The following is a 12,958-nucleotide window of genomic DNA, read 5'->3' on the forward strand; positions in this document are numbered from 1 at the left end:
TCGCCTGAAGAGGCGCCGGCTTGCCGCGAAGGCAGGCCAGCGCGCTTCTGGAACAGAAGAAGGCGCGCCCATGAAGATCGTCCAGATCACCGATACGCATTTCAGCCCGAACAAGCCGCATTTCAATGACAATTGGGAACCGCTGGCCAGCTGGATCGAGGCGGAGCGGCCGGACCTTGTGATCCATACCGGCGACCTGACCGTCGATGGCGCGAATCGGGAAGACGATATCGCCTTTTCCCTCGACCAGATGCGGCAGATCTCCGCGCCGGTTCTGATCGTCCCCGGCAATCACGATGTTGGTCATCTCCCCGGCTCGCACCAGCCTGTCGATCCCCTGCGGCTCGCGCGCTGGCGAGGGCTCGCGGGGCCGGACTATTGGGCCGAGGATGCGGGCGACTGGCGCTTGATCGGCCTCGACAGTCTGCTGATGGGCTTCGAGGACGCCGAGGAGGACGCGCAGTTCGAATGGCTGGAGCGGCAGTTCGGCGCGCGCAATGGCCGCCGCGTCGCGATCTTCACTCACAAGCCACTTTTCGTCGATGAGCCGCATGAGGGCGACACCGGCTATTGGGGCATACGCCCGGCCCAGCGCCGCCGCCTTTACGATCTCATCGCCGCCCATGACGTCGCGCTCTTCGCCAGTGGTCATCTCCATTGGGCCTGGCAGGGTGCATTTAACGGAACTTCGCTCGTCTGGGGGCCGTCAACAGCCTTCATTCTCGATGGCATGGAGCGGGAAATGCCGGGTGAGCGCCTGATCGGCGCGGTCGTTCACACCTTCGGGGCGGATGTGGCGAGCGAAATCGTCGCTGTGCCTGATATGACGGCGCATGTGCTCGACGATGTGGTCGCCGAAGTCTACCCGCACGAAGCCCATAAGGTGAAGAAGAGGGAGCCTGCGGAATGAGCGCGCTTTCGCTGAAAAACATCGCCAAATCCTTCGGCGGCAACGCCATCCTCAAGGGCGTCAGCCTCGATGTCGAGCCGGGCGAATTCATTGCACTGGTCGGCCCCTCCGGCTGCGGCAAGAGCACGCTATTGCGCATCCTTGCCGGTCTCGACCACGCTGACGGAGGGCAAATTCTGATCGGTGGCAAGGACATGTCCGCAGTCGCCGCCGCCGACCGCAACATCGCTATGGTGTTCCAGTCCTACGCGCTCTATCCGCATCTGACCGCGGGGCAGAACATCGCCGTACCGCTCGCCATGCGCCGCCTGACGGGCGCGCAGCGCCTGCCGCTGATCGGTTCGCTCATCCCGGGCCAGCGCGCTATCCGGGCGAAGATCGCCAGCGACGTTCGGGAAATGGCGGCCTCGCTCAAGATCGATCACCTGCTCGACCGAAAGCCCGGCCAGATGTCCGGCGGCCAGCGCCAGCGCGTGGCGCTTGCCCGCGCTATGGTTCGCGAGCCCAGCGTCTTCCTGATGGACGAGCCGCTCTCCAATCTCGACGCAAACCTGCGCGTTCATGCGCGCGGCGAGATCGTCGACCTGCACCGCCGCGCCGGCGTGCCGGCCCTCTATGTCACGCATGACCAGGCGGAAGCGCTGTCCATGGCGGACCGGGTTGCCGTCATGATCGGCGGCAATCTCCTGCAACTCGCCACGCCGCAGGCGATCTATGACGACCCCGCCCATGTCGAGGTCGCCCGCTTCATCGGCCAGCCGCGTATCAATCTCCTGCCCGCGCGGGTGGAAAACGGCATCGTCGCCTTCGGCGATTTGCGGCTTTCGCTTGAAGAGACCGGCCATGACGCCGATCCCGTCACCATCGGCATCCGCCCGGAATTCGTCCGGCTTGCGGCGCGAGGACACGGGCTTTCCGCCCATATCGAGCGCATGGAGTTTCTGGGCTCCGAAGTGATCCTCCATTGCCGCCTCGATGCCATCGGCGGCACGGTCGTCGCCAAGCTCACGCCCGCCGAGACGAGGGGCCTTGCCACAGGCCAGCCGGTCGCGCTCGCGCTCGAGGCGCATCGCGCCATGGTGTTCGCCGAGGACGGTCGCCGCCTGCGCGCAGTTCCCAACAGCGTGCAAACCGCTCGGGAGCTCGTTCATGGCTAGCGTCGCTTCCCTCGCCGCACCGGTCGGCACGGTTGTTCCGCAAGAACGCCGCGAGGCGCGCATGGCCTGGCTGATGGCGCTGCCAGCCATCGTGCTGCTCGTCGTCTTCGTGCTGGCGCCGGTCGCCGCCGTTATTTTCCTTGGCTTCACCGATTTCGAGCTCGGCTACGGCACGTTCCGCTTCGTCGGCTTCGAGAATTACGCCGATCTCCTCACCGACCGCACCTTCCGCAAATCGCTTTGGAACACGGCGGTCTATACGGCCATCGTCGCCCCCGTTTCGATGGCGCTGGGCCTCGGCATAGCGCTTCTCATCGAAAGCGAGGCGCGGGCGAAGAGTTTCTTTCGTACCGCCTATTTTCTCCCCGTCGCCTCGCTGATCGTTGCCATGGCGACAGTCTGGCAATATCTGTTCCATCCGACCATCGGTCCGATCAACGCTCTGCTCGCGCTTGCCGGCATCACCGGGCCGAACTGGCTGGGAAGCTCAGGAACGGTTCTCTACAGCTTGTCGATCATCGGCGTCTGGCAGTCCGCCGGCTTCAACATGGTGCTGTTCCTTGCCGGGCTGACAGCGATCCCGCGCGAACTCTACGCCGCGGCGGAGGTTGATGGGGCGCGGTCCGCCTTCGACCGTTTCCGGCTCGTCACCTGGCCGATGCTGGGACCGACCACGCTCTTTGTCCTCACCATCAGCATCACCAATGCGGTCAAGGTCTTCGAGACGGTCAAGACGCTCACCGATGGCGGCCCGAACAAGGCCTCCGAAGTGCTGCTTTTCACCATCTACCAGGAAGGCTTCGTCTACCTGCGCGTCGGCTATGCCTCGGCCATGACCGTCGTTTTCCTCGCCATTCTCGTGGTGCTGATGTTCCTGCAGTACCGCGTCCTCGACCGCCGGGTGCATTACACATGACCGCGAACGCTGTTTCACTTGGCAGGATCGTCCGCCTGACCCTGCTTTCCGTCGGCGCCGTGCTGTTCCTCGCGCCTTACGTCTTCATGATTTCAACGGCAGGCAAGGCGCAGAGCGACATCTTCACCTCGGCGCTCTCGCTGATCCCGGCGGAGTTCCATTATGTCGAGAATTTCACCAAGGCGCTGAGCCGTGTACCCATGGGCACGCTCCTGTGGAACGGCGTTGTCGTCTGCGGCCTCATCTTCTTCTTTCAGGTGCTGGTGGCGATCCCCTGCGCCTATGCCATGGCAAAGTTGAAGTTCCGCGCCGCCCGGCTGATGATGATGCTGGTCATGCTGGGCCTGCTCGTGCCGATCCATGCGACCGCGCTGCCTCTCTACGTGGCCTTCGACAGCCTGTCGCTTCTCAACAGCTACACCGCGCTTGTCGCGCCCTTCACCATCTCGGTGTTCGCGATCTTCATGTTCCTGCAATTCTTCCGCGCCATGCCTGATGATCTGATCCACGCCGCGCGCCTCGACGGCATGTCGGAACTCGGCATCCTTGCCCGCGTCATCGTCCCCAATGCCTGGCCGGCGGTCACCGCCTTCGCCATCTTCTCGGTGGTGGCGCACTGGAACGATCTCTACTGGCCGCTGGTGGTCATCTCCAAGCAGGAATATGCCACCCCGCCTCTGGGCCTCATGTATTTCCGCGCCGCCGAAGCCGGCGACGATTATGGCGCACTAATGGCGGCGACCCTCATCATCACCCTTCCCCTCGTCGCGGCTTTCCTGCTGGCGCAGAAGCGCTTCGTCGAGGGTATCACCATGACCGGTCTCAAGGGCTGAGACCGGGTTCAAGCAACCAAAGGAACACGAGCGATGAAACATATCCCGCAGTTTTTGGCCGCCGCGGCCATCGCCATGGCGGTGTCGGCTCCGGCAAAGGCCGAAACGACGCTGACGGTGCACTACCCCATGCCTGGCTTCTTCAAGGACGTGATGGACACGATCTCGAAGAAGTTCATGGAGGAAAACCCCGATATCAAGATCCAGTTCGCCAGCCCCTCAGCCACTTATGAGGAAGGCATCCAGACCATCCTGCGCCAGGCCGGAACCGACGCCCAGCCCGATGTTACCTTCATCGGCCTCAATCGCCTGCGCATGATCGACGAGCGCAATGTCGCCGTTGATCTGGGACCGCTCATCGCGAAGGAAGGCAACATGGCCGAGCAGGGCTTCTCGGACACGATCCTGAAGCTCGCGCAAGTTCGGGGCAAGCAGATCGGCCTCGCCTTCGCCACCTCCAACCCGATCATGTATTACAATGCCGATCTGGTGAAGGCTGCAGGCGGCGATCCGGACAATCCGCCCAAGACCTGGGACGAAGTCATCGCGCTCGGCGGCAAGATCAAGGCGCTCGGCAATGGCGTCGACGGCATTGACTTCCGCTGGCAGGGCGATGATTGGATGTTCTCGGCGCTTCTCTTCGGCGCTGGCGGCAAGATGCTGAACGAGGACGAAACCAAGGTCGCCTTCAACGGCCCCGAGGGACAGAAAGCCGTCGAAATTCTCGACCGCATGGTCAAGGAAGGCGGCATGCCCGTCTTCACCAAGCCGGCAGGTGAGCAGGCCTTCGCGGCGGGCAAGGTCGGTTTCTCCTTCCAGACCACCGGCGCGCTCATCAACACGATCAAGAATGTGGGCAACAAGTTCGATCTGCGCACCGCGAAGATTCCCCTGATCGACCCGGAAAAGGGCCGTCTGCCTACCGGCGGCAATGCCGTGGTCATCCTGACGAAAGACGCGGTGAAGCAGGAAGCCGCCTGGAAATTCGCCAAATTCGCCGCCGGCCCTTACGGCGCGTCTGTCGTGGTTCCGGGCACGGGCTATGTGCCGAACAACGAGCTTGCCGCCAAGTCGCCCGAATATCTCGGCGATTTCTACAAGAAGAACCCGCTGTTCCAGGCGAGCCTAAACCAGATGCCGCTGATGGTTCCCTGGTACGCCTTCCCAGGTTCGAACGGCGTCAAGGTCACGCAGACCATTGTCGACAATCTGTCGCGCATCGTCGACCAGTCGGCCACGCCGCAGGAAGCGCTCGAAGATGCCGCGGCGGATGTGCAAGATTTGCTGCCGCGCAAGTAATGTTCCGAAAGAGCAAAACGATCTCGCCGCCCGCCACCGGGCGGCGCTTTTCTAGCCTGCGTTAAGATCACGCACCGTCCCGCCAACCCGAAACCGGTAGGGCACCATCAGATGGCGGGCAGGGGCGGCGTTTTCCGCCATGTCGAGAAGCAGCGAAGCCGCCGCCGCACCCATGGTGGCATCCGGCATCTCGACCGTGGTGAGCGGTGGCTCCATCAGGCGGCCGATGGCAATGCCGTCGAAGCCCGCGACGGAGACGTCTCGCGGAATGGCAAGGTCAAGGCGCCGCAGCGCTCCGATAACGCCGCATGCTAGAAGATCGTTCGAGGCGATGATGGCTGTGGGCTTGAGCTGCTCCATCGGTACCATCAGGTCGAGATGTTCGTAGCTGTTGAGAAATGGAATTTCATACGCCTCGAGCGGAGCCAACCCTGCCGTTTCCATTGCGCGACTATATCCCTGATAGCGCGCGAGCGCGCGGTCGGAAGCCCCGAATTGGCCGGAGACGAACAGGATGCGGCTATGTCCATGCTTCAGCAGGAACTCCGTGAGTTCCCGGCCTGCCAGAAAATTATCCGTCGTCACCGCCGCAGCGAACCGCGCGGTCGGGCGGTTGTTCAGCAGCACCGTCGGCGGCAATTGCATCGTAAGCGCCGGGCTGCGATGCGGGTCGCAAAGGGTCAGGATCAGCCCGGTCGGGCGCTCGCGGATGAGTGAAGCCACGGCATCGGCCTCCTGCGCCGGGTCGTAGTTCGACTGCGCGATCAGCACGCTATGTCCGGCAACCAGCATACGCTGCTCGATGCTCGACAGTGAGGCGGCGAAGACGGGATTGGTGATGCTCGGGATCAACACGCCGATGAAGGGGCGTTTGTGTGCAGAGGCGGAAGAGCGCCCCGCCGGGCGATAGCCAAGCTCCGCGGCAGCCCGGCGCACACGGCGCACCATCGCCTCGCTAGCGGGGCCGGTCCGGTTCAGCACCCGGTAGGCGGTCGCCACCGAACAACCGGCACGAAGGGCGACCTGCTGGAGCGTAGCCATCCGATCCTTACGCTGTCTTTAAAAGATGCAGCCTCTGGCCTACCCGCCCGTGGAGCATTGCAACCATTGGCGGAAGGAAAAATGCCGTGCGCTTTCCCGTATGAGAAGTAGCGTTGGGATACCGATACGGTGCAAATGCAACGCCGATGTGACATTTTGGAGGGCAGGCTGCGGACACGACCGAACTGATGGCGGTTCTCGTCTTGATGGAATAGCCAAGCGCCCCTCGCCGTTGGCTCAGACCTGTGAAGCGGTACTTTCAGTAAGGCCACCAAGCTTCTGCTTGATTTCGCGGACCCTCGTTGCGGAGGTGATTTTCGTCTCCGTAGCGGAAAAGCCGAATGCAATGCTTCTTTCGTCTGTAGCTTCGATGGTTTCCCGGCAGGATGCGTGAACTTCGCTTGCGCTGGTTTCCCTGGCGATCTGCGCGGCGTTACCGGCTGTTACGCCGCTTCCGGGCATGATGGAGATGCGGCCTTGCGCTTGTCGGCTCAAATTTTTAAGCACGGCGAGCCCTTCGAGCGCCGTGTTGGCCTGGCCTGATGTCAGGATACGCTCGAAGCCGAGTTCGATGGCCTCCTGAAGCGCTTTCTCGGGATCGGGCGCCAGATCGAACACGCGGTGCAATGTCGTGCCCAACCCGTGGGCGTGAGCGATAAGCCGGCGCAACAACCCCAAGTCGAGATTGCCGTCGGGCAGCGAAGCGCCGATAACCACGCCCGCAAGGGCCGCCGACTGCACCGCATCGATGTCGGCTATCATGGCCGCCTCTTCTTCGGCGGAAAAGTAGAAGCTGCCGGCGCGCGGGCGGATCATGGCATAGACGGGGATCGGCGCCTTGGCGGCCAGCGTCATGAGACCGGGCGAGGGGGTCAGGCCTCCGACATCCAGCGCCGAGCATAGCTCTATCCGGTCGGCTGCCCCAGCGATGGCGGCTCTCAGTCCCTCCGGGCTATCGACACACACTTCAAGCTTCACGCTCAAGATCGCCTCCCCAGTACCGCCGCACCGATAAGGCCGCCGTCGCTGCTGAATTTGCCCGGCACGACGAGCGGCTCGTCTACGCGCCGCAGGATGCGCTGGCGCACCGCCTTGTCGAGCTCCGCGATGAGCGGTGTTGCGTTCGCAAGTCCGCCGCCGATGGGAACCACCGAGGCGCCGGTGATGTTGACGACCGCGGAAAGCGGATCGGCTACGAGTTGAAGATAGGCTGAAATGGTCCGGTGCGCCGGAAGGTCGCCATCCTGCCATGCAGTGAGGATGCCGTAGCTGTCTTTCTCTTCTGCGTTGAGGAACTGATGCAGGCGTTCGATGCCGCGCGCGCCGCCGATGGTATCGACGCATCCTTGCTGCCCGCAGCCGCAGGCAAAGCGCGGGATGGTTATCTGCCCTTCGCCCTCCAGTTCCACAGTCGTATTGAGGATCGGCCCATGGCCCCACTCGCCGGAAAGGCCGCCCGCGCCGCGAATGAGCCTTCCCTCTGCCACGAGCCCACCGCCGACGCCCGTGCCGAGCACCGCGCAAAAGACAATGCGGTGACCGGCGCCCGCTCCCTCGCCCGCCTCGGCCAGCGCGAGGCAGTCGGCATCGTTGGCGGCGAAGACGCGCCTGCCAAGCCGCTCGCCAAGCTCCTGTTCCAGCCTATGTCCTGTGATGCACGGGATATTGGCGGAGAATGCCTTCCCGTCCGCCGGATCGACCAGCCCGGCAATGGAAATCGCCAGCGGCGCGTCGGTGCCATTTGCGTGGCGCTCCAGCAGGCCGTGCAAAGCGTCCACGAATGCTGTCCAGTTTCCGGCGGGCGTCGGCAGCCGGTCGAGAAGCTCCAGCGATCCGGGCCGGGCGGAATAGGCGAACCGGATGAAGGAGCCTCCGATATCGGCGGCGAAGACCGGTGGCGCATCCGGCGCGGACGGCGTTTCAAGTTGCAGCATGCTTTGTTTTCTCACCGTCGCGGATCCAGGAGATCGCGCAAACCATCGCCCAGAATATTGAAGCCGAGCACGGTTATCATGACCGCCAGGCCCGGAAACAGCGACATATAGATATTGAGCCCCAGATAATTGCGCCCGCTCGACATCATCGCACCCCATTCCGGCAGGGGCGGTTGCGCGCCGAGGCCGAGGAAGGACAGGCTGGCGGCGGAAAGAATGATCGTGCCCGCCGTAAGGGTCGATTGCACGATGATCGGCCCGACCGCGTTGGGCAGGATATAGTGCGTCATGATACGCCAGCGCGAAAGCCCCAGCGAAACGGCGGCCTCGACATAGTCCATTGACCGCAGGCCCAGCGTGAGATTGCGGGCAAGGCGCGCATAGATCGGCACCGAAAACACGGCGATGGCGATCAGAAGGTTGATCAGGCTGGTGCCGAGAATGCTGACGATCAGGATGGCGAGCACGATGCCGGGGAAGGCGAACAGCACATCCATGAACCACATGATGGTCGCATCGACGCGTTTGCCTGCCATGCCGGAGAGGATGCCGAGCGGCACGCCCGCCAGCACGGAAAGGCCGACACCGAGCGCCACTTCCAGCAGTGAAATCCGCGCGCCGTAGATGACGCGGGCGAAAATATCGCGCCCGCCATCGTCGGTCCCGAAAGGATGCTCCCAGGAGGGCGGCAGCATCGTCGCGAGCAAATCCTGCTCGTAAGGATCGGCCCGGGTAAGGAGCGGCGCGAAGATTGCGCAGAAAACAATGAGCGCCACAAGCGCGCCGCCAACCGTGATGCTGGGATGGCGCGCGGTAAAGCGTATGGCTCGGAGGAGCCTGCCGGGACGGGATGGCGGGGAGGCGGTCAACGTCATATTGCTCATCAGTCGAACCTTATGCGCGGGTTGAGCGCCGCAATTAGCATCTCGGCGATGAAATTGGCGAGCACCACCCCGGTGACGGCGACCAGCGTGACGCCCTGGATGACCGGATAATCGCGATAGCGCACCGAATCCACGAGGAGACGCCCAATGCCCGGCCAGTTGAAGACGGATTCAGTCACCACGGCCCCGCCGATCAGCGCGCCGAAATTGAGGCCCACGATGGTGATGATGGGGATCAGTGCGTTGCGCAGCGCATGGCTCCAGTAGATCGACGAGGCTGCCACGCCCTTGGCGCGCGCTGTGCGGATGTAATCTTGCCCCAGCACCTCGATCATACTCGACCGCGTCATGCGGGCGATGAGCGCGGCGGGCAGAATGGCGAGGGAAACCGACGGCAGGATATAGCTCTTCCAGCTCGATGCGCCGAGCAGCGGCAGCCAGCCGAGCTTTACCGAGAACGTGTTCATCGCCATCAGCGCCAGCCAGAAATTGGCGATGGAAGCGCCGAGGATCGCCAGGAACATCACCGCATGATCAGGCCAGCCATGCCGGTAGATTGCCCCGATCATCCCTGCGGGAACGCCGATGGCCATGGCGAGCAGATAGGCCGTCAGCGCCAACGCGAGGGTGTAGGGCAAGCGCTCCGCGATTTCGCTCGTCACCGGCAGTTTGGAGCGGATGGAGGTGCCGAGGTCGCCATGCAGGGCGTCCACTGCGAATTGCGCATATTGCTGGACAAGGCTCCGGTCGAGGCCCAGACGGGTGCGCATCCCATCCACCGCATCCTGCGTCGCCTCGGGACCGGCCATGAGGCGCGCGGGGTCACCCGGCAGGGCGCGCAGGGCGAGGAAGATCATGAGCGACACGCCGATCAGGATCAACGGCAGGCCGATGAGCTTGCGGAGGATGTAGGCTTTCATAGGCGACCCGTTATGAAAGGCAGTTCAAATGGAAATGCTGGCGGGACAGCGCCCCCCTCTGTCCTGCCGGACATCTCCCCCGCGAGGGGGGAGATTGGTTGGCATTGCCCGCACCGCTCATACTGAAACATTAGCGATTGGCGCCGTGCATCTATGTAGGCGTAATCTCCCCCCTTGCGGGGGAGATGCCCGGCAGGGCAGAGGGGGGCGACGTGGAGTGCCAGCGTTTCCATTATGCGCCGCTCTAATTCTTCACCGCATCCTCGACGACCACCTGGCCGCCCGGAATCATGCCGACGCCTTCGACGCCCTTGCGGACGGCGTAAACGTCCTTCGTCGTATAGAGAAGCACATGCGGCGCTTGCTCGTTAATTTCCTTCTGCGCCTCGACATAGAGCTTGTTGCGCTCGGCTTCGTCCTGAAGATTGGTCGCATCGTCGAGCAGCTTGTCGAGCTTCGGATCGTTGAAGAAGCCGAGATTGGCCCCGGCGGGCGCGGCGCTGGCGGAGTAATAGAGCGGGCGGAGCTGGAGGTCGGCGCCGTTGACGCTGGTGGACCAGGAGGCGATGACGGAGCCGATGCCATCAGCCGCCTTGCCCGCCGGGTCGGCGAAGGCCGCCTTGGTCCAGACGCCGCTTTCCATGCGCCGCACGTCGAGCTTGACGCCGATCTTCGCCCACATGGCCTGCAGCAACTCGCCGATGCGCGCTTCCGGTTCCTGCACCGCGACTGACATGGAGAAGCCGTCAGGGACGCCCGCCTCGGCCAGCAGGGCCTTCGCCTTGTCGAGGTCGAGCGTATAGGGCTGCAGCGACTTGTCATAGCCGTTCATGACAGGCGGCAGCGGCGAATTGGCGGGAATGGCATAACCCTGCATGATCGCGCGTACCAACCCTTCACGATCCGTCGCAAAGTTCAGGGCCTGCCGCACCCTGATATCGTCGAGCGGCTTCATCTTCGTGTTGAGGGCGACCCAGAAGACCGCCGCGCCGTCCGAACTGATCACCTTTACATCATCGCTTGCCGAAAGCTGCGTGGCGAAGGCGGGAGGCAGCGGATTGACCACATCGGCATCGCCGGTCTGGATCGCCATGTTCATGACCGAGGGCTCGGATGTCCACGTCCATTTGATCTCGTCGACACTGTCAGGCGCGCCGCCCCAATAGTCGGGGTTCTTCTCCTCCAGCACATATTCGCCGGACTTATATTCTTTGAGCTTATAGGGGCCGGTGCCGACCGCCTTTGCCCCCAGCGTGCCCGCGGCATCGGCGGCGGGGCTGACGATCCAGTTCGAGGGGGTGGTGAGCAAGGCGAGGAAGGCCGGATAGCGCTTCTTCAGCGTGAAGCGGACCGTGTTTTCGTCGACCGCCTCGACCTTGTCGATGACCTGCCGGATGCGTCCGCTCGCCGCCAGGCCACGCTTGGCATCGAGATGGCGGGCGTAATTCTTCACCACCGCATCGGCATTGAACGGCGTGCCGTCATGGAATTTGACGCCCTGACGCAGCTTGAAGGTCCAGACAAGGCCGCTATCGTCGCTGGACCATTCGGTGGCGAGCGCAGGCGCGGTGGGGTTGGTGTCCGTCCGCTCGAGCAGCCCGTCATACATCGGGTCGAGCACGGAACCCGTATAGGTCGCCGTCTGGTCGCCCGGATCCATGGAGCGCGGCGCCTCGGTCTGCATGACCGTCAAGGTGGCGGCGGCGGCTTGCAACGGCAGCAGCGAGACGCCGGCAAGCAAGGCACTGCCCAGCAGGGCGGCGCGAAATGCGTAGAACGATCGATTTTCGGACATGCCAATTCCCCTTTTTGTTCTTCGTTTCGCTCAATGAGCCTAGCACGGTTCATTTCAGAACGAATTAGCCATTGATTTGTTCATTTATTGAACTTAGCGTCAAGCCTGAAATCAATTGCCAGGGACTCGATGTTCACCGCCACCCAAAGACAGATCCTGCGCGCCATCAGCGAATCCGGCCCGCTCAGCCGGACCGAGCTCACCTCGGTGCTGGGCTTGAGCAAGGCGGCGATGAGCGGGCTTGCCCGCGACCTCATCGACAAGGGCGTGTTGCAGGAGACGGTGCAGGTCTACGGGCAGGGGCGTCCCTCGCTGCTGCTGGACATCCATCCGGGCTGTGCGTTCCTCATCGGCGTGTCGCTGCTGCAGGACCCGGCCCCCATCGTCATGACGGATCTGGGCGGCGAGATCGTCGCCGAAGTCCACATTCCGCTGTCGCGCGACCCCGAGAAAATCGCCGCCGAAATCGCGGCTTCGCTGTCCGCGCTGCTGAACGACCGCCCTGGATCGCGTGAAAGGCTGGCGGGGATAGGCATCGCACTTTCGGGCTTTGTCGACCGTACGCAAAGCCGCTGCGTCCAGTCCACGCTCCTTGGTTGGCAGGATGTGCCGCTCGCGGAAATCGTCGCCGCGAAGGTGGACGTGCCCGTCTTCATCGAGAACGACGCCAAGGCCGTCGCGGTCAGCGAAAAGCTCTTCGGCGAAGCGCGTGAGGTGCAGAATTTCAGCCTCGTCTCGCTCGGCGATGGTATTGGCTGCGCGCATTTCATCGACGGCAAGCTCTATCGCGGCAATCATGGCGGAGCCGGCGAAATCGCGCATCTCACCATCGAGCCCGGCGGCGCTCCCTGCCGCTGCGGCAAGCGCGGCTGCCTCGACACCGTCGCTTCCATGAAGGCGATCCGCGAGAGCGCACGGGCGGAAGGACTCATCTGCCAAACGCTGGACGAGATCGAAACCGAGGCTGCGACCGGTAACACCACGGCGATCCGCATCCTGCATCGCGCCGGTTCAGCGCTAGGCCTCGCCATCGCGCATATCATCCAGCTCAACGATCCCGGCGAAATCCTCGTTACCCATGACGAATATTCGTTCGACGGCCTGCTCGGCACGGTGATGCGGCAGGCGATTGAGGCCAATGTCCTGCCCCGGCAGGCGAACGAGACCGCCATTCGCACCCTGCGCGTCGATGAAACCGTCTGGGCGCGCGGCGCGGCAGCCATCGCCGCACATCGATTTCTCGTCGGCCCGGCTGGGCCGCAACAATGA

12 protein-coding genes are annotated in these 12,958 nt (G+C 63.4%); 6 read left to right on the top strand and 6 right to left on the bottom strand.

Annotated elements, in window-relative coordinates; all coding sequences use genetic code 11:
- Positions 1-70 precede the first annotated feature (70 nt).
- The 5 genes from IEX53_RS06310 to IEX53_RS06330 are packed head-to-tail and all read left to right on the top strand — an operon-like array spanning position 71 to position 5,115.
- The gene (locus IEX53_RS06310; RefSeq protein WP_188822566.1) at positions 71-910 is read left to right on the top strand and encodes a metallophosphoesterase family protein; all 840 of its coding nucleotides are present in this window, start codon (positions 71-73) and stop codon (positions 908-910) included.
- Positions 907-2,067 (top strand): ABC transporter ATP-binding protein, encoded by a 1,161-nt coding sequence (locus tag IEX53_RS06315; protein WP_188822568.1) that lies wholly within the window; start codon positions 907-909, stop codon positions 2,065-2,067. Before IEX53_RS06310 ends, IEX53_RS06315 begins: the two co-directional genes overlap by 4 nt.
- Positions 2,060-2,983 (top strand): carbohydrate ABC transporter permease, encoded by a 924-nt coding sequence (locus IEX53_RS06320; RefSeq protein WP_188822570.1) that lies wholly within the window; start codon positions 2,060-2,062, stop codon positions 2,981-2,983. Before IEX53_RS06315 ends, IEX53_RS06320 begins: the two co-directional genes overlap by 8 nt.
- On the top strand, positions 2,980-3,816 hold the full coding sequence (locus IEX53_RS06325; RefSeq protein WP_188822572.1) for a carbohydrate ABC transporter permease: 837 nt from the start codon (positions 2,980-2,982) through the stop codon (positions 3,814-3,816). The genes IEX53_RS06320 and IEX53_RS06325 overlap by 4 nt, the downstream gene beginning before the upstream one ends.
- 33 nt (positions 3,817-3,849) lie before the next feature.
- The gene (locus IEX53_RS06330; RefSeq protein ID WP_188822574.1) at positions 3,850-5,115 is read left to right on the top strand and encodes an ABC transporter substrate-binding protein; all 1,266 of its coding nucleotides are present in this window, start codon (positions 3,850-3,852) and stop codon (positions 5,113-5,115) included.
- 51 nt (positions 5,116-5,166) lie between these two features.
- On the opposite strand, the gene IEX53_RS06335 is transcribed toward IEX53_RS06330, so the two are convergent.
- The 6 genes from IEX53_RS06335 to IEX53_RS06360 form a co-directional block, all read right to left on the bottom strand.
- On the bottom strand, positions 5,167-6,156 hold the full coding sequence (locus IEX53_RS06335; protein ID WP_188822575.1) for a substrate-binding domain-containing protein: 990 nt from the start codon (positions 6,154-6,156) through the stop codon (positions 5,167-5,169).
- Positions 6,157-6,393: 237 nt separating this feature from the next.
- Positions 6,394-7,140, bottom strand: coding sequence for a copper homeostasis protein CutC (locus IEX53_RS06340; protein WP_188822578.1), 747 nt, complete (start codon positions 7,138-7,140; stop codon positions 6,394-6,396).
- On the bottom strand, positions 7,137-8,090 hold the full coding sequence (locus IEX53_RS06345) for an ROK family protein (RefSeq protein ID WP_188822580.1): 954 nt from the start codon (positions 8,088-8,090) through the stop codon (positions 7,137-7,139). The genes IEX53_RS06340 and IEX53_RS06345 overlap by 4 nt, the downstream gene beginning before the upstream one ends.
- Positions 8,091-8,101: 11 nt before the next feature.
- Complete coding sequence (locus IEX53_RS06350) at positions 8,102-8,974, bottom strand: ABC transporter permease (protein WP_188822582.1); 873 nt, start codon at positions 8,972-8,974, stop codon at positions 8,102-8,104.
- The gene (locus tag IEX53_RS06355) at positions 8,974-9,894 is read right to left on the bottom strand and encodes an ABC transporter permease (RefSeq protein WP_188822583.1); all 921 of its coding nucleotides are present in this window, start codon (positions 9,892-9,894) and stop codon (positions 8,974-8,976) included. The genes IEX53_RS06350 and IEX53_RS06355 overlap by 1 nt, the downstream gene beginning before the upstream one ends.
- Positions 9,895-10,138: 244 nt before the next feature.
- On the bottom strand, positions 10,139-11,689 hold the full coding sequence (locus IEX53_RS06360; protein WP_188822585.1) for an ABC transporter substrate-binding protein: 1,551 nt from the start codon (positions 11,687-11,689) through the stop codon (positions 10,139-10,141).
- Positions 11,690-11,818: 129 nt separating this feature from the next.
- On the opposite strand from IEX53_RS06360, the gene IEX53_RS06365 reads away from it, so the two are divergent.
- A complete protein-coding gene (locus IEX53_RS06365) occupies positions 11,819-12,958 on the top strand; it encodes an ROK family transcriptional regulator (RefSeq protein WP_188822587.1) in 1,140 nt (379 codons plus the stop codon).

The organism is Paramesorhizobium endophyticum (assembly GCF_014640615.1).
GTDB classification, from domain to species: domain Bacteria; phylum Pseudomonadota; class Alphaproteobacteria; order Rhizobiales; family Rhizobiaceae; genus Paramesorhizobium; species Paramesorhizobium endophyticum.